Raw genomic sequence first — 17,232 nt, 5'->3', positions numbered from 1 at the left:
TCAATAAAACTTTCAAATGCCAAGGATTTATCGTTATTTTTTTCACGGTGCATGGTCTATTTGCTTTGATTCATTCCATAGAATCGTCAAAATAACCTGCTGTTCTTTCTTCAAGGCTGATCCGCTCTTTCCCGACATTCTCCAGTCCCTTTTCTCAGTCCCAATCAAGGGCCTCCATCAAGAAAAATAGTCAAAAGTCAATATCATTCTATTCACCAAAAACCACTTTTGTTATAGTAACAAAAAGGAGAATGCAGATGAGAAATGAACGAAAAATCATTCAAGATAGCACCCTTGGTGTAGAGGCTTTATTATTTAACGGCATCCAGCAGGAGTTTCCTAACCATTGGCACGAATATTATGTGATTGGCTTGATGGAAGCTGGGACGCGTCAATTCACCTGTCAAAATACCTGCTATATCGTTGAAGCAGGCGACTTGATTTTGATTCCGCCAAAGGCTGCCCACCGCTGCCAGCAACTCACGGAGGAAAAGCTGGTTTACCGCAATATCCACTTAACCCCGGAGAACATGGCGGTACAAGTACAAAAAATTTTTAACACTCAATTGACGCCCCACTTTCCTGAACCGGTCATTCGCCAAGTGAAAGAAAAAGAGGAATTTCATGCAGTGCACCAGCTGTTGCTGTCGGATCGCGGCGATGAGTTTGAAAAGCAAGAACGCTTTACTTGTCTCCTTCACGACCTGCTTGTTCAGTATGCGGATTTCACCCACGAACAAACAGATCCGGTTTCAAATAAAGCCGCAGCGGCAAAAGCCTATATCGATCAACATTATGCCGAAAAATTGTCCTTGAGTGAATTAAGTGACGTTCTTGGAATGAATCAGTACGTCTTGATTCGGCAATTTACCAAAGCGTATGGGCTGTCGCCGTTTCAATATTTAAGTACGGTGCGCATCAGTGCTGCCAAGAAAAGACTGGAAGCACAAGAAGCAATTGCAGAAGTCGCTTTTCTGACAGGTTTTAGTGACCAAAGTCATTTTACCCGTATCTTTAAAAGCTTGATTGGGGTCACCCCCAAAGCTTACCAAACAATTTACCAAGAAGATGGAGTGAGAACGTATGAATAACCAAGAAAAATGTGTCATGATTATCGATGAACAATTACCGATTGGCTTAGTTGCAAATACTGCAGCAATTTTAGGCGCAACCTTAGGCAAATTGTTTCCCGAAGGAATCGGAGAAGATATTTACGATTCGACGGGCAGAAAACACCTTGGCATTGTCAACTTTCCCATTCCTATCTTAAAAACGAACAAGGAACAGTTGCAGACCATTCGTGAATCGATCAGTCAGCAAGCAGATCCAGAAGTAACCATCATTGATTTTTCCGACGTTGCTCAGACCACCAATTCTTACGAGCAATACCGTCAGACGCTTGAGACGATTCCCACAGAAACACTGGCTTATTTTGGTCTTTGTTTAAAAGGCAAGAAAAAGAGTATCAATAAAGTCGCTGGTAGTTTGCCGTTGTATCGGTAAAGCGCTAGTAAGAAAACGGTCGTTTAAAACAAATTTTCTTTTTGTCGGCCGAACAGTCTTCTTGCTATATACGTTATTTATAAACAGTCCTACAAAAAAACAAACACTTTTGAGGTGTTTGTTTTTTTGTAAGAGATTTTCTAGCATACATTTTCTTGCTCTTTGATTTTGCCAAGATCAATTGAAAAAATAAACTACTCTCCTTGATAAATATTCAACCCCACTTCAGTATCTTCTACACAACTGTTCGCTGGTGCTTTAACAATCAGAAAAAGAAAGTAAAAGTCTCCCACACAAGAAGCGGCATGTGCGGCAGCAATCAAGGTGAAAAGAGATGCCGTCAACCAGCCAAATAAATAAAATAGAAAGAGACCCACAGAAATGCCAAGGAATGGCGCCAATAAAATGATGGCAAATTTCCCTTTTGAATAAAAGGAATGGGGACTCGTGGCATATGCTACCCCATTTTTGAACCCAAACTTTACCTTCCCTTTAGGGTCAAAAAGCTTGAAGAAGGCACCATGGATCAATTCATGAATAATGATGAGAATAAAATACGCAACCATTAAGAGCAAAAGATCGAAAATAAACGAAGTTTCAGCATTTGACCCATGACCACCTAAGACAAAGAGTGTAAAGAACACATAGAAAAAAATAAAACTAGGGATCGCCGCGAGATTCAATCTCTTTATTGTTTTTTGATCATCCATTAAATTGATTTGTTTGAGTAATTTCATCGCTGTTCTCCTTTTCTTTTCGACATTCTTCTTAGTACGTGATTTCTATGAATTCCCTTTACCCAACCAACAAGAGCAGCAAACACAAAACCAGTGCCGTTAAAACGAAGAGGAAATTGATCGTTTCTGGCGCACCTTCGATCCTTCTCTTTAATGGCGGAGGACGAAAACTTGGATTCATGCTTTTCGTTTGGTAGTCCACGCTGCTTGATAAAAAGCTGTCGGAAGGGATCATAAACACCAAAAGAACGCCATAAATAATGGATGCAGGAATCAGGAGTGAGCATTTGGCTAGGTAACCAATCAGTAGACTCACGATCAAAGGAATAGCTACGTACAAAGCACTTTGGTACAGTGTTCGCCGAATTGGTTTCATAGGGAAGTCTCCTTAGTCAGTAATCATTACGCACAGGCACAAAATAATTTTATTTACTTATCAAATAAATATACCATTGCTTTTAAAGACTGTAAACACGCCAGAAAACCAAGACGATGCTGCCAAGCGCGGCTACCCAATGCTTGGTGCAAAAAAAGAAGTGGTTTCTTTCCACTTCTTAAAAAGCACTCTCCTTGCCTTTCTATCCTCGCTTAACCTCTCAAGATAATCGGCAAACCGTTTAGTAAACCGTTATACTTACCAGATTGCTTCCTCTCTTCCCTTTGAAAAAGACACGACGCTGGAAAAAGAAGCCTGCGAACATTGTCTCTTTATTAAAACTTCTTCTGAAAAGCATTCGTCTAAAAAAATCATACGGCCTTGTCTCTCCTTTTGGCTTCCTACAACACCTATCCACTTGAGAAAAGACTGCGGAACCTTCTTTAGAAAAGCAAGCGTCTCAAGAAAAAATAATCGTGCGGTTTCTGCCTTTCCTTTTGGCTTCGTACAATGCTTGATCTGCTTGGTAAAAGGTTTCTGAAATGTCTAACGTAGGACCTGCTTCTGAAATCCCTGCTGAAAAGTAAAGGGTCAGTTGTGTTCCCTCTAGTTTCAACTGTTCATTACTTAAGAACAAATGAAATTCTTCAATAATTTTTTTCACTGACACGGAAGTATTCTCTTTAAATAGGACTAAAAATTCTTCGCCACCATACCGATAGACTTCGATTAAATGGGAAGGACTTTTTTGATAGAGAAATGTCGTCAGTTTATCCGAAAAGAAGGTTAAGGCTTGATTGCCGATTTGATGTCCATAGTGATCATTGATCTGCTTAAAATGATCTAAATCCATCATCACCACGACCAGCTGATCCTTCTCGTTTATCACCAATTTTGAAATATCTTCGTTCAAACTACGGAAATTTTTTACCTTCGTCAACTCATCATAATTGCGCTCAATGATCTTCGTATTGATTTTTTCGAGAAAGTTTTTTTGATTCTGCAGATAATACTTCCATAAAGAAACGATTGCCACTGATCCAATCCCTAAAGTGACAGCATCCCAAAGACCAACTTCACGACGATGAAAAAGCAATGCATTGACCATCGGCGAGACAACCGTAACCACAATCGAAAATAGATAAAAGACAGTATGATTTGTCTGTCCGTAAAATCTTTTCTTTAATAAGCAAGTAATGATTAAAATGATGTAATTTAATCCGATAATAAAGAGCATGGCTCCCCATTCGAATTTATTGATCAATGCAAAAAAAGTTAGCAAGATGACGGGGACCAGCCCAATCAGATATATTTTTTCTTTGAGGATACCAAAATAATAAATAAAGATTGGAATCGTATATTCATACGCAACATAACCGATACTGTTCAAAGAAAATGATATAATAAAGTAGACTTGCGAAATGAACAGAACGACACCGATAAGAATTTTAAATGACAAGCGTAAATTCAATTCTTTGAAGTTCTTGATAAACAGATCATACGAAATGAGCAAGCTTACAACTAAAACAGAATAGATCGCAGCATAAATCAGATGGACAAACACACTATTCCTTCTTTCTTTCATAGATTTTTCTTTAAAATCCTTCGCCCATGATTTTGAAAGGCTCGATTCTTTAACAATGCAGGTAAAGAACTCGATCTTCCTTTCCTGCACTTCATGAAACCAAAAATAAAACTACCCCAGAAAGGAGCAGAAACCAATGTCTGAGAAAATAGAACAAGAACTCTTATCGATATTTCCTCAATTATATTTTGATGCCCAGCCTATCTTTCAAATGAAAGCAGATAGTCAGAAAGTGATTGGCTACGAATTATTATTGAGAAGTACCGAAAGAAATAGGTTTCCCCTTTCCTTCTTCCAGCAAGTGATCAAATACAAAAAGCTACACACTCGCTTACTGCAATGGTACCGAAATGAAATTTTCAGCTTACTTCACCCGAATGAAGAAACAAAAATCAGTCTTAATATCCACCCGCAACAACTCAGCTACCCAGAAACCTTTCTGATGTTAGCTGACTTAGCACCCTACCATGATCGTATTTTGATTGAGATCACCGAAGACGATACGGAACCTTCTATCGCCTGTGATCCCAAGTCTTTTCTTATGAACAAAATCAACCAAATAAAAAAGATGCGCTTTTCTGTCGCATTGGATGATGTAGGGACAGGCATTCATTCACTGACAAATATTGCACCGATGCTGGATAAAATCGATGTGATCAAATTTTCGCCTATCTCGTTGCGAGTGCTGTCCCAAAAGGAGATTTTCTTTTTGATCGACTTCTGGCGAAATATCGCCAGCAATCGTAAAATCCAATTTATTGTCGAAGGGGTCGAAACCTCGGATATCCATGAGTACTTGCTTGAAGAAGAGATTTTTCTTCAACAAGGGTTTTATTTGGACAAACCTTCCCCAGCTAATCAATTAAAGCGAAAAAAATAGCCATCGCGTCGTTTATTTTTCTCACTATACGCGATTAAAAATAAACGAATATTAAAAAAATGAACAGATGCCCTTCAAATATAACACAAATAATTTTATTTGCAGAATTTTTGCTGATTCGGCATCGTTTTAACGGTGATTTTACATGAGAGGGAGTAGAAACCAAAGCAAAGACCTTTTTCAGATAAATGAATAGACAAAAAGCATTCAAGAAACCAATTCCTGAATGCTTTTTGTCTATTCACCCTTTTTTTCGATACAAACCTTCTATTTCAATCGCTCACCTTTACTAATTGCAGAAACATTAAAAATACTCATCACTTCTTACCAAATCGTTTTGCTAGAAGTGATTCCGACTATTCCCCTCCTTTATCTCACGTTGAAAACCAGAGAATGCTTCGTTTCCATTCCTAGATTGTAACCGCACAATTCTTTCAGATAAAAGCGATAATCTTTTTCGACGATTCGAATGATCTCGTCATCGGAAAAATCGTCAAATCGCATCATTTCTGTGACTAAAACCAGTTTGGCATCGATTCCCAGAATATCTGGGGTGATCGCCCAAAATGTTTCTGGAGAAATCCCTGCTATCAATTGATCAAGTAACGTTAATTGCTTTTCTACATAAGAGGCTAAGGCACCATTTTCACGATTGGAATCCGTAAATTTCTTTTGAAATCCATCAAGATATTCTATCTTTGAAGTAAATACAGTCAAGCTTCTTTGCTCCTTTCTTTGAGGGGAACAAGCCCCCTTATTTTCTTCCTAAGTCTCAGCCTATTCTTTCTCGTTATCTATTCACTACTTTTTCTAGCTACTGAAAAAACACCAAGGTCCAGTAGTCAATGAAGAATATCCAGCAACCCTCTGACCAGCTGCTTGTAATGCTCTTTTTGATCCTTCGCCTCATCTTCTGCCTTGATTGAAAGACTTTGCTCAATTGCTTCTTGAGGCATCAACAAATGGGTGTTCAAATTTGAGATGTACGAGACGCATTCTTCCAACAACTGATACTCTTTTTGTAGGACACTAGGTACTTTATACGTACGAAAAATGAACAAATAGCGAGCATTCGCTTTTATTTCTTCTATGTGATTATTTTCTAATAAGTAACGCATCTTATCTATTTGTTCCCCTTGGGGATAGGGGCTAGAATCTGCAGTCAGCAGATGATAGTAGTAGCCAATATATTCACTATTTATGATGGTTCTTTCAAACGCTTCTTTCTTGATCTTCATCTTCTGTATCCTTTCAAAACTATCACTGACCTCACTTATACAGCGTTTGTGGTATCACTAAGGACTGCTTACCTTTTTGATTCATTTTTTATCCGCTCTACTCTTTAATTAAAAAAGAGAAACTGTAAGTTTTCCTCACAGTTTCTCCTTTACGCTTCTAGCGATGACGATAGTTAAGGAGCGACGCTTTCACCGTGCTTCTTTTTTCTTGTCGCTGCAATGACAAACAGTACTAAGAGTGCATACCCAAGGATGATCAAACGAGTGGTGTTTGAAGAACCTGTTTGCGGTAATTTCCCTTGTCCGATTTGAGAAGCATCTGCGACGATCGTTTTCTTATTGTCATCGTCTGCTTCTTCCTCTTCCTTCGCTGTTTCACCAATTCGACCAGTCACAGTGACCTGCCCTGTTGTCGCCTCTGCGACAACGGTTTCTGATAGATCCCAGACAGTCAGAGCCAGTAATGCAGCGATGAAAAAAATGATTCTTTTTCGTTTTTTCATACGATAGATCCCTTCTTTACTGGGATTTCAGTTTTTAGTCTTCCTCTACATCCGGCGCAAAACTCAAGACCAATTTGAAACTTGGGTTTGATTCTTCTGATGCATTGACAGGTGTTGCTTCACCAGTGAACGCAAACGTCCCTTCATTCGTTCCTTGGTTGCCTTCAAGGGTAAACAATTCTGTTTCTGTTACAGTTGGTGTGCCGTTTTCAAACAACTCAATCCCGTTTACGTTTAACAAGTCTACTTCAGACATATTCAATGGTGTATCAACACCTGCAACAGAAGCGATCACACCAACTGCTGAGTTATTTGTCACCGTGTACGTAGGCGAAACGATCTCTGTATGACTTGACGCTTCTGTCGTATAGAACAAAGCAGTCGTTGGAATCGTTACATTGATCCATTGGTTCAAATCATCGGGATTTGGTCCAGGTGTTGTATTATCGAATTCACCGATGATCCCGTTTACTTGGACATCTCCTGACGTATCGCCTTCACGTCCGTCAATAGTTTGTGTCGCAAAAGCGGTGGTGCCGCTTGCGATTACTCCTGCGATCGTTGCTGTACTTAGAATAGCTGCTACAAATTTTTTCATTTTTATTTCCTCACTTTTCCTTTTTTTAATTCTTAACGATAATCGTTAATTCAGCTTCAGTGACCCCTTGTTTTTCTTTGCTTTCAGGGTCGTAAATATTGATGGTGGCTTTGGCAGGATACTCGCCTTTTGCCAATGGTGTCGCCAAGGCGACATTTTCAACAAATTGATTTGGATAGATCGCACCGGAAGAATAGATGACTTCCCCGCTCGACAGTAAAGAGATATCCACGGCGATTGGGTACACATTGGTGCCTGGATTAACGATTTCGATGGATCCCGTGCTTTTACCATCTTCAAAAATGGCTTCTGGATTGATTTGCAGGGTGAAATAATTCGCATCTGCAATTTCCTGCGCCCGTTCAGATAATCGCTGATCGGTGGCATCGCCAGATTCAGGCAAAAGGTCTGCACTGATCAACGGAACTGCTTCTTTTGATTGATAGAAATAGTACCCGAGTCCACCGGCAAGTACGGCCAATAGCAACAACCACCAGAGCCATTTCCGTCGTTTTTTATTTTCGGTTTGATTCGTTTGCTCCAATGGATTCACCTCCTTCACGTTTGGTACGATCTTTTTTTCTTAGTCTCGTGGAACAAAGCGTAAGACGATGCGATAATTCGGTACGAGCAAGTCTTCATAATACCCGCCTTGATCGGCTTCTGAATCAACGACCCATTGCGGGTAATCCCCATAGAAATCCCCTGTTAAGGAAATCGGCACGCGACTTCTTTCTTCTAAGCGAACCAAGTGTTGTTCTTCCATCGCTTCATAGAGTTGAATCTGGGTTTCTTCCGTTTTTAGGTTCAATCGCAACAGCGGGGTTGAGATATCGTCATAAGTAAGGGTTGGGTCTTCCTCTTCGCTTTCACTTTCAGCGTAATCGAGGGGATCTTCTCCCTCTTCTAACAAGACGATTCCGGCATGATCATCGATCGCCAATTGATTGATATAGGTATCCACAGCAAGTGGCGATTGATTGCGGATCTCATACGCTTGGCTTTCAAAATTACGATTCGATTCCGCCGTATTGTACAAGGATTCAAAGACCATTTTGGTCGGGATTGTCACCCGCATATGCTCCAGTTTCGATGTCACATCGATACCGATGGTCATCTGGTAGGCTTTATTCCCCACCTCAAGAACAGCGAAGTAACTGCCGTCTTCGTCCACTTCTCGTGTAAGATCCGTTTCTACGATGCGAAAGTCATCCGTCATATCCGCTTCCGTCAACACATTTGCGGCTTGCGCGCGACTTTCTTGAAGGATCAAAGCATCTAATTCTTCTTGCGTGCTTAATTCATTAATTTTATAGCGATCTAAGGTGATATTGTATGCTTCAAAATTCACACCTTTAATCACGGTTTGACGAGCGGTCACATCGACATAGGTCTCAATCGAAGGTTTCGATAAGAAAATCGACACTTCTGTCTCTGTTTCCAATCGCTCATTTTCTCTTAAGGGAATGCGGAAATAGCGATACAGCTGATTTTCATCCCGATAGTCGCCCCATTCGATTCGTTCAGAGTTTTTGTCCAATTCGACGATTTCTCCATCGGTATTTGTATAGGAGATCAAGGTGATATCGGTATCCTCGTACATGGAACCAGTGATTTCAGTCGACTGATCACTCAATGCATCGATTCGGGCAATGAGGCCTTCTGGTTCTGAAAAACGAATCTTATTGAAGTTATTCTTAGCAATCACTTGGTAAATGTCCGTTTGTTTTTCCAGACTTTCCAAAGAACCCTCTAATTGCTCGCCACTCAGTAATCTGGAACGCGCTTCGCCATTTCCTGTGCCGCCATAAGGGAATGTATTCCCCCCATTTCGATTGATTCGCATCGTTCCGGAAATATTGATAAATTCTTCTGTTGGTTCATCTAAAGAAGCATTTTCCCAAACTGCTAATTTTTGACTCGCAACATTGATTCTCAAACCGTTCGCAACCGTATTTTGTGCAGATCGGATCAAACGCTGCAATTGTGCATTGGCTTGACCAGTTCTTGTCGTAGGATGACTAATTTCAAACAAATTCACATTGTTTATATTCAATCGTGCATTGGCAAGTCTGAAATAAAGAACTTCAGATTTATTTCTTATGGTTTCCAATACAACCGTAGAATCTTCTCCTGCCGAAAATGAATTCCGCACATTGACTAACGGGCGATTGATAAATTCCGCTGATGTTCCCATACCTGTCCGATTATCGGTCATGGAAAAATTAGCTCTGGCCCCTACTGTGATATTCGCAAATGAATTCGAATGATTGCTTGAGGCATTGCCTCCCGCCTGAGTATTTAAACCTCTCGCAACACCTTTAAATGTTGCCTCATCATTGAGAATGAAATTAGAGGAAGTCGTTACTCTAAAGATTCCTCCAGATTGATCCACGTCGAGGGTAGCCCCTTTACCAATCCGAACAAATGAATTACTAGCAGTCAACCAAATAAATCGGGAATCTGAAGTCGTTCGATCTCTTCTTGACGTCATGGTAGCATTGTCTTGCAACTCCACTCTTTGTGATACTCGGATTCTGGAATAATTTTGACTTGTTGCTGAATTTTGAATCGCCGTCGTTGTTGGCTCTGTCAAATGCACTTCAGCATGTTGCGCAAGCGTAACTGAACGAACAGTGGTGTCTCCTGTCATTCCTCTAGCAGCGTTTATTCTCGTATAGGAATTTTCGCCGAATAACAGATCTGTTGTTCCGACTCCCTGTAGAAATCGTCCACCAGTATCAACTTCGACTTTACTTCCTTCTTCCATCGTAAATTTCGAATTCGCCAAGGTTAAACGAAAAACGGCTCGTGCAGCTTGTCGCGTTGTATGATTGACCGTTACTTCCGCTTCACGACCTAGTTTGATTTCTTCTCTAAACCGGAAAAAATCAACATTTGCATTGCTTCGTCCAGAAACGGTGATTTCGGAGTGATCGCCCACATGCAACCGGCGAATGGTTGAAGAAGCAGCAGATGAGGTACCACCGGTAAAGCCTTGTGCGGTTTGTAGGCTGATCGTATTTGCTTCACCAATATAGATATCTGTTGTGCTGCGACCAGTCACCAATGGTCCTACTTGATTGAGGGTGATGGTTGCATTTGCTTCTGACAAAAATTGTGAAGCCGTCGACGTTGAACCCAGTGCAATGAAAGGATTGGCTGCTGATGATGTGCGAGAATAATTGATCACTGCTTTTTCTCCTAGGAAGAAACGTCGTTGCACGGAAAAAGAATTGGCTGCTGTGCTCGTTGAATGCTCAGCAACATTGATTTCAGCCCCTTCAAGCAGCTCAAATTGATCGACCATCGTTCCAGCGGTAAAACCATTCCCTAATACGCCCGTTAGTTTTGAGTATTTCCCTAAAGTGACATGGGACAAACTTGCGTTGACAAACGCCCCTCGCTGGTTCACGGCTATTTCAGAATAGTCACCAATGGTGATTTTCCCGTTGCTTGATGCTAAGCCGATGACGACATTCGATGTACTTGCTGAAGAGGTCGTTCGCGTTCTCGGCACGTCAATTGTTGTATGACTTCCGATTTGAACCGAAGACGTTGCGAAAAAGGTTCGATACGCTTGACCAACAGTGGCATTACTAGGTTCACTTATGGTTATATCCACCTGATCACCAATCGCAATACTGTTGACTGCTACGTTGCCATTAAACCCGTTGCTATGCTGATTGTTCATTTTCACGTGGTCTTGAATCACTATCGTGGTACTAGCCACACCCGTAAACATCGGTCCATGCTGCGATATTCGCGTTTGTGTATTCTCCCCAAAATCGATGGAGGAATTTGCACTTTGGAGCTGGATAAAAGCTCCGGTCGTTGTGCCCGTCCGCGTTCCTTCAATAATGGTAGGTTGGTCCGCGGTACTATTTTCAACGATGAAGCGGTGTCCGACATTGATGGCGGGCGTCCCGCTGACCGTCCCGTACTCAGATAGTTTTAACTGACTCCCTGCTTGTAACCTTACTTCGCCTAGCGTGCTGGTGGAATTACCAGAAAGCCCCTGTCCCGTGCCAACATCTAGTGTTGCCCCGGTTGCTAGCGTCAACCGACTATCTTGATTGGCATTTGGTAGGGAAACCATTGCGCCAGATTGGCGAATCGTGGTCATACTTCCTTGACCAAAATCAAGGCTTGCTGCGGTACCTGTCATGTGAAAGACAGTGCCAGTATTGCTGTTGGTACTTCGGGTGACAGAAATTTCAGCTTGGCTAGCGACTGCTACTTGATTCATTTCAAAGATTGGTGTGGCATTTGATGAGCGATGATTGATCGTCAATTGGCCTTCGACCAAGAGTCCTTCAGCCGTGAATAACGTTGGAATGGAAGACGTCGCTGTCGTCACCACATTGGTTCCTTTGAAATGAAGATGTGCTTGGTTGTTATTCACCACGCGTCCTGCGGTAGTGGTCAGCTCCAGTTGGGTATCTTCAAAGGTAATCGTTGAAGCCCCAGTTGTTTGAGCCAGCCCTTGCGCCGACTGAATGCCTTGTTGTTGTACCCCTTGCCAAGTCAGTTGAACAGGTGCCGCAAACTGCATCAGGTTCTCTGCCGCCGTCTGCGAAACGATCACAGGTGTATCTTGACTACGAAAAGTAACGTCTGACCGTTGGATACCACTGATTGGCTCAGTTAATGCCAAGTTGTTGGCAAAAGTAAGCACCAAGGATTGATCATTGGCGATTTCTTCGTAATGATACTCCGTGCCATCTTCATCGGTGAAGGATTCCCCAAGTAAAATTGCCCGCAATTGCGCCTCACTTGCTACAGTCAATGCGACCGCTGAAGCTTCAGCATCAAACCTTTCGACTTGCTCATTCTCAGCTTCTGTTTCCGCTTCATCTTCTGAGCTATCTGGCGTTTCTGCTTCGGGCAGTGCTTCATTTTCCTCTGCTTCTTCTTGGCTAGCTGTCGTGGAATCATCCGTGGCTTCCGAAGAAGATTGTTCTTCACTGCTTTCTTCGGTTGTTTCTTGGTCTTCCGATCGATCAGCAGAATTAGTGGTTTCCTCAGTTGAGGAGTGTTGCGTCTCTTCAGAAAGTGACTCTGTTTCTGCATAAGCAACTTGCTGGAACGCCAGCGTCGTGTTGACCGCCGTGCTGCTTAGTAGGAATACTGCAGAAAACAATGTAAGTAGTTTCATCATATCCTCCTTTCTTCAAGTCTTTGGTGCGTCAAGAAGGTTGAAGCTAAGAAACAGCCTCCTCCTTTTCACACAAAGTTGTCTCAATATTCTTCGTTTTTGGGGGAACGACAAAAAAAGACATTTGGACGAATCAAATGTCTGAAGAAAGTTGTTAGATTGGGTTTTTGTAAAATAATATCTACATACGAGTTCCTATTTCTTAAAAACGAAGGTTATTGAGATGAAAAAAACTGTAAGTGTATCACGCGTGGTCCTTACTAAACTAAGAATAGCGTGGTCCTTTAGCAAAAGAAAATCATTATTTTCATAAACACCTGAAATAGATGAATAAATAACCTACCTCTTTCACTGTGTGAAAGGTACGGGAATGGGTTTAAAAAAGCGGTTTTTGATACGGGTTTATTTTCCGTTCAAGATGTTCCCAATCTCGATCATCTGGAAGAGATTTTAATAATAAATAATCTGTTTTGACTTTGTAATCGACGAGATAGCGATTGTAATTGGTCACGATCAAATCAATATGTGATCCATTTAGCGTCTTCTTTGTTAAATATTGCAGCTGCACAAAGGTCAACTCGTGCTTGCTGCCAAACCGCTGGATTGCTCGAGTTTGAATGTGCTGGCACACAAAATGATCTCCTTCTAGGAGAAAATAAATGGTTTTTGCTGGTGCGTAATAATCGAAAATCAACTCGCTATAAATTGTTAAACTGACACAGATGTCTTCTAAGTAAGCACTAGACAAAGAGAGTTTTTTGCTCTGCTCCTTAAGAAATTGTAAGTTCTTTTGATAATTCTCGCTGTTGGAACGCATGATCACTTCTTTGATATCATCCATTTCCTTGTTCAAAACCGGCGCAATCGCATGGTTTATTTTCCTCGATAAAAAGAAAGAACGTAAAAATGTTGCAACCGTTTTGGCTTGTGCTTGGGGCACCTCATGGTTCTGAAGAAACAAGTCCGTCACAGTTGTGATGGCTTTGTCTTGATGAAATTGTTGGTAAAATTTTTCCTCTCGTTCTTCTTGATCCAAGGTTCGCTTGCACAAGGTGACTAAGTAGATCCAAGCAAATTCTTCTTTGGGCAGCTGAACCTGATAGATTTTTTCAATGCCTTCCTTCAGTGAGTAAAGCTTGGAAAAGCTATTCCCTTTATACGCCTGTCTAACCAGTTCTTTCGGCACAGTGATACGATAGCCAAGGCTCGCGCGTTTGATGGCAATATAAAACGTATAGTAAAACGCTGCGGGAGTCGCCCCAGATCCGATTTCATAATAGCGGAACTTGTCCTCCAATTGACCTAAGATCAAATCATGCAAGGCTTGATCTGGAACCAACGTATAGATCGTTTCGACCCCTTCATAATAAAAATCTTTGAAAAACTTACGTAAGTTGGCTTCGCTTCCTTCAATTGTTAAAGGATTGGAGGTCCATTGTAAGCCATAGCTTTTCAAAATAGGGTTGCGCTGATTGAGTAAGCGCCGAAATGTACTCTCTGAAAAATGGTAATGATGCGCTAGCTCATCCACCTTAGCTAACTTGCCATGAAAGATATTCCCGATAATTTCAAATAAGCATTCATTTTTTAACAAACTTTGTTTTCTTTTTTGATATTCTGTAGGCTTTTTCTCTTCGAAAACAAACCCGCTATTGCCGGAAACAAGAACTATACTGTCCCCAAAATATTCTTTCATGTATTTGATATCATTGGCAATCGTCCGCTGAGTTACCTGATTGCGCTCAGCTAAGTCGCCAATCGTAAACACCCGATCTCGCTCAATCGTACTCAACAGCCGAAACAACCGCGCGGTTGTGCGGTTGCTGATGAAGGCCAATTGCAGCTCTCTCATCCACTCCACTCCTTTTTCAAGAGATTCTTTTCTATACTATTACATAAATAGACCACTATTTGGTAATTATATACTCAAATTTACAGTATTTTTATCAAAAAACCTACTAATAATGAAAAAAATAGCGTTCTGAATTTTATTTTCTAACTTGTAATCGCTTCTTCGATGGAATGAAAAAAGCCGCAAGCAACACTCGATGAAAAGAGCTGCTTACGGCTAGTCTTGGTTTTTTCGTTAAAATAAATACTGCGCAGTAATCGACGATTGACAATTGATCAGTTGGTCTGGGGTTCCTTCGTACAAGATTTCACCACCACGAATTCCACCATCAACACCGACATCGATCAGCCAATCCGCTGCTTTCATGACCTCAAGGTTGTGTTCGATCACGATCACCGTGTTGCCTTTTTCCACTAATCGTTCGATGATCGCCAAGATGCTTTTGATGTCTGCCATGTGCAATCCGGTCGTTGGTTCATCCATAATGTAGATATTGCCTTTTTTGCTTAATTCTTTTGCTAACTTCAGTCGTTGGCATTCACCGCCAGACAAGGTATTTAATGGCTGTCCGAGGGTCATGTATCCTAGACCTACAACCAAAATCTGTTTTAGTTTTCTTTGAATCGCTTTTTCCTCAAAAAACTCCACCGCTTCCGTGATACTCATGGCAAGGACTTCATCGATCGACTTGCCTTTCAAGCGATACTGGTAGACTTCTTCTTTAAACCGTTTGCCGCCGCATGCCTGACACAAAACCTCGACGGAATCCATAAAGGACAGCTCCATCTTGATGGTCCCGTGGCCCTTACATGTTTCACAAGCACCTTCGGAATTGTAGGAAAAAAGACCTGCTGAAACCTTGTTTTCTTGCGAAAACAACTTGCGAATGTCATTCATGATTCCTGAATAGGTTGCAGGATTAGAGCGAATATTCCCCGCCACCGCTGATTGATCGATCGTAATGGCTTCAGGGTATTCTTTGGCAAAAACACCATTTACCAAACTGCTCTTTCCAGAACCAGCGACACCGGTCACCACCGTAAATACCCCTAATGGCACCCGCAGTGCTGTATTTTTCAAGTTATGCAGCGTCGATTTTTTCGTTTCGATAAACTGTTGGCTTCTGCGAGGGGCTTCTTTGAAATCCACCATCTGTCCAAAGGCTTTGCCAGTCAGTGTATCTGAGCGCAGCAATCCTTCAAAGGTTCCTTCGTAAGTAATATAGCCGCCATTTTTCCCAGCTTTAGGACCAACATCGATAATATGGTCGGCTGCTTTAATGACATCTGGATCATGCTCCACTACGATGACGGTGTTCCCTTTGTCCCGTAGTTTGACCAACAATTCATTCAATCGGTGGACATCCCTTGGATGCAGCCCAATACTCGGTTCATCAAAAATGTAGATCACATCGTTCAAGCTAGAAGACAAGTGTTTGACCATTTTTACCCGCTGACTTTCCCCACCAGAAAGCGTCGTTGTTTCACGGTCTAAGGAAACATAATCCAACCCGATATTGATCAGATCAGTGATTCTCGCTTGGATGTTTTGAAGCAGGGGGTGGACACTCTCCTCCGAGATTTCTTGAAGAACCGTCAATAGTTCATCCACTTGCATCGCCAAAACGTCCGCAATCGAATAGCCCGCGATTTTACACGCGAGTACTTGTGGATTGAATCGTTTTCCCTGACAGTCAGGACACTTCTGCTCATTCATGAAAGAAGCGATTTTCTTCTGCGTAGCAGCGGAGCTTTCATTGCCACCTTTGATATTGGAGCGATTAAAACGAGCGACTAAGCCTTCATAGGTGGAACTCATGCCTTCCATATACAAGGAATCGATTTTTTCTCCTTGGGCATACAAAAAGCGGTTCATTTCCTCTTCGCTATATTCTTTCAACGGCTTGTCATTGTCAAAAAAGCCCGTATTGGTGAAGGACTTCAGTAGCCAAGAGCCGACTTTGTAGCCAGGAAGCAGGATCGCCCCTTCGTTCAAGGACTTTTCAAGATCCAGTGCCTTTTCTAAATCTAACCCGACGATCCGCCCAATCCCTTCGCAAGTGGGACACATCCCATGAGGGTCATTGAAGGAAAAATTCCATGCAGGACCTAAATACGGTTGACCAAGACGAGAAAAGAGCAAGCGGATCAAGGGGTTGATATCCGTGATCGTCCCTAATGTGGAGCGGGAATTGCCGCCTAAACGGCTTTGATCAACTACTACCGCCATCGAAAGATTGTCGATGGCATCGGCATCGGGCTGGCTGTATTTTGGCAAAAAGTTGCGGACAAATTTCGAAAAGTTCTCATTCAGCTGTCGACCAGCTTCTTGTGCGATCGTGTCAAAGACGATCGATGACTTGCCAGAACCAGAGACACCCGTGAAAATCGTGATTTTTCTTTTGGGAATCTTCAAGTCAAAGCCCTTCAAATTGTTCTGCCTGGCGTTGTGGATCGTAATGTATTCCTGCATGCTATACCCTCCCAGATTCTATTGAATTTTTACAGTGAGCGACCATTATAGCACAAACATTCTCGCTGTTTCTCGGAATTTTGCAAAAAAACTATGTTTATTTTTTGTTTTGTTCTCAATGTTGGAATAGCAATGGTGGGGGCTTATGCGATTTTTCGATAACTGTTGCATAGGAAGGAATTTAGCGTGCGAACGAAGTTAGAAGATAGAGCGAAGAAGGAGTATTTTGAATGACCTTAAATTGCTAAAAGGTAAAAAACAGTCCATTTCCCCTTGCTTGCAAAGTGAAATGGACTGTTTTCATGAAATAACCTTTAATCGTTTGAAGCC

The 17,232-nt window shown here is 41.7% G+C and carries 14 protein-coding genes; 3 read left to right on the top strand and 11 right to left on the bottom strand.

The window, feature by feature from the left end; translation table 11 throughout:
• The first annotated feature begins 257 nt into the window (after nt 1–257).
• Nucleotides 258–1,091 (top strand): AraC family transcriptional regulator, encoded by an 834-nt coding sequence (locus IGK85_RS02560; protein ID WP_008377906.1) that lies wholly within the window; start codon nt 258–260, stop codon nt 1,089–1,091.
• Entirely contained in the window at nt 1,084–1,503 is a 420-nt protein-coding gene (locus IGK85_RS02555; protein ID WP_005232083.1) for a DUF2000 domain-containing protein, read from the top strand. Before IGK85_RS02560 ends, IGK85_RS02555 begins: the two co-directional genes overlap by 8 nt.
• Before the next feature lie 194 nt (nt 1,504–1,697).
• Here the strand turns inward: IGK85_RS02555 and IGK85_RS02550 are convergent, their stop codons facing one another.
• From IGK85_RS02550 to IGK85_RS02540, 3 genes are all read right to left on the bottom strand, one after another.
• The gene (locus tag IGK85_RS02550; RefSeq protein ID WP_005231440.1) at nt 1,698–2,240 is read right to left on the bottom strand and encodes a DUF3267 domain-containing protein; all 543 of its coding nucleotides are present in this window, start codon (nt 2,238–2,240) and stop codon (nt 1,698–1,700) included.
• A 58-nt stretch (nt 2,241–2,298) separates the two neighbouring features.
• On the bottom strand, nt 2,299–2,616 hold the full coding sequence (locus IGK85_RS02545; RefSeq protein WP_008377898.1) for a hypothetical protein: 318 nt from the start codon (nt 2,614–2,616) through the stop codon (nt 2,299–2,301).
• A gap of 460 nt (nt 2,617–3,076) precedes the next feature.
• Nucleotides 3,077–4,201 (bottom strand): GGDEF domain-containing protein, encoded by a 1,125-nt coding sequence (locus IGK85_RS02540; protein WP_237714951.1) that lies wholly within the window; start codon nt 4,199–4,201, stop codon nt 3,077–3,079.
• A 136-nt stretch (nt 4,202–4,337) separates the two neighbouring features.
• Here IGK85_RS02540 and IGK85_RS02535 point away from each other — a divergent pair, with 136 nt between their 5' ends.
• Nucleotides 4,338–5,081, top strand: coding sequence for an EAL domain-containing protein (locus IGK85_RS02535; protein ID WP_005232094.1), 744 nt, complete (start codon nt 4,338–4,340; stop codon nt 5,079–5,081).
• A gap of 369 nt (nt 5,082–5,450) precedes the next feature.
• Here IGK85_RS02535 and IGK85_RS02530 read toward each other — a convergent pair whose 3' ends face one another.
• From IGK85_RS02530 to IGK85_RS02495, 8 genes are all read right to left on the bottom strand, one after another.
• On the bottom strand, nt 5,451–5,798 hold the full coding sequence (locus tag IGK85_RS02530) for a DUF7006 family protein (protein WP_008377893.1): 348 nt from the start codon (nt 5,796–5,798) through the stop codon (nt 5,451–5,453).
• A 125-nt stretch (nt 5,799–5,923) separates the two neighbouring features.
• Nucleotides 5,924–6,319 (bottom strand): hypothetical protein, encoded by a 396-nt coding sequence (locus tag IGK85_RS02525; RefSeq protein WP_008377891.1) that lies wholly within the window; start codon nt 6,317–6,319, stop codon nt 5,924–5,926.
• Nucleotides 6,320–6,492: 173 nt separating this feature from the next.
• Nucleotides 6,493–6,822, bottom strand: coding sequence for an LPXTG cell wall anchor domain-containing protein (locus IGK85_RS02520; RefSeq protein WP_008377889.1), 330 nt, complete (start codon nt 6,820–6,822; stop codon nt 6,493–6,495).
• Between the two features lie 34 nt (nt 6,823–6,856).
• Nucleotides 6,857–7,420 (bottom strand): hypothetical protein, encoded by a 564-nt coding sequence (locus tag IGK85_RS02515; protein ID WP_008377887.1) that lies wholly within the window; start codon nt 7,418–7,420, stop codon nt 6,857–6,859.
• 25 nt (nt 7,421–7,445) lie between these two features.
• Nucleotides 7,446–7,964, bottom strand: a complete 519-nt coding sequence (locus tag IGK85_RS02510; protein ID WP_008377885.1) for a hypothetical protein — start codon at nt 7,962–7,964, stop codon at nt 7,446–7,448.
• A gap of 39 nt (nt 7,965–8,003) precedes the next feature.
• The gene (locus IGK85_RS02505; protein WP_035006568.1) at nt 8,004–12,581 is read right to left on the bottom strand and encodes a hypothetical protein; all 4,578 of its coding nucleotides are present in this window, start codon (nt 12,579–12,581) and stop codon (nt 8,004–8,006) included.
• 373 nt (nt 12,582–12,954) lie between these two features.
• Nucleotides 12,955–14,430, bottom strand: a complete 1,476-nt coding sequence (locus tag IGK85_RS02500) for a helix-turn-helix domain-containing protein (protein ID WP_008377880.1) — start codon at nt 14,428–14,430, stop codon at nt 12,955–12,957.
• A 234-nt stretch (nt 14,431–14,664) separates the two neighbouring features.
• Nucleotides 14,665–16,902 (bottom strand): ATP-binding cassette domain-containing protein, encoded by a 2,238-nt coding sequence (locus tag IGK85_RS02495; protein ID WP_008377878.1) that lies wholly within the window; start codon nt 16,900–16,902, stop codon nt 14,665–14,667.
• Between the last annotated feature and the right edge of the window lie 330 nt (nt 16,903–17,232).

Source organism: Enterococcus sp. AZ015 (genome assembly GCF_050499225.1).
GTDB classification, from domain to species: domain Bacteria; phylum Bacillota; class Bacilli; order Lactobacillales; family Enterococcaceae; genus Enterococcus_D; species Enterococcus_D entomosocium.
This window is presented reverse-complemented; position numbering and strand designations above follow the sequence as displayed.

Excerpts from the sequence above, each read along its gene's own strand:
- IGK85_RS02550 (WP_005231440.1), bottom strand. The coding sequence starts at position 2,240 with ATGAAATTACTCAAACAAATCAATTTAATGGATGATCAAAAAACAATA.
- IGK85_RS02525 (WP_008377891.1), bottom strand. The coding sequence starts at position 6,319 with ATGAAGATCAAGAAAGAAGCGTTTGAAAGAACCATCATAAATAGTGAA.
- IGK85_RS02540 (WP_237714951.1), bottom strand. The coding sequence starts at position 4,201 with ATGAAAGAAAGAAGGAATAGTGTGTTTGTCCATCTGATTTATGCTGCG.
- IGK85_RS02545 (WP_008377898.1), bottom strand. The coding sequence starts at position 2,616 with ATGAAACCAATTCGGCGAACACTGTACCAAAGTGCTTTGTACGTAGCT.
- IGK85_RS02555 (WP_005232083.1), top strand. The coding sequence starts at position 1,084 with ATGAATAACCAAGAAAAATGTGTCATGATTATCGATGAACAATTACCG.
- IGK85_RS02505 (WP_035006568.1), bottom strand. The coding sequence starts at position 12,581 with ATGATGAAACTACTTACATTGTTTTCTGCAGTATTCCTACTAAGCAGC.
- IGK85_RS02515 (WP_008377887.1), bottom strand. The coding sequence starts at position 7,420 with ATGAAAAAATTTGTAGCAGCTATTCTAAGTACAGCAACGATCGCAGGA.
- IGK85_RS02535 (WP_005232094.1), top strand. The coding sequence starts at position 4,338 with ATGTCTGAGAAAATAGAACAAGAACTCTTATCGATATTTCCTCAATTA.
- IGK85_RS02560 (WP_008377906.1), top strand. The coding sequence starts at position 258 with ATGAGAAATGAACGAAAAATCATTCAAGATAGCACCCTTGGTGTAGAG.
- IGK85_RS02500 (WP_008377880.1), bottom strand. The coding sequence starts at position 14,430 with ATGAGAGAGCTGCAATTGGCCTTCATCAGCAACCGCACAACCGCGCGG.
- IGK85_RS02495 (WP_008377878.1), bottom strand. The coding sequence starts at position 16,902 with ATGCAGGAATACATTACGATCCACAACGCCAGGCAGAACAATTTGAAG.
- IGK85_RS02520 (WP_008377889.1), bottom strand. The coding sequence starts at position 6,822 with ATGAAAAAACGAAAAAGAATCATTTTTTTCATCGCTGCATTACTGGCT.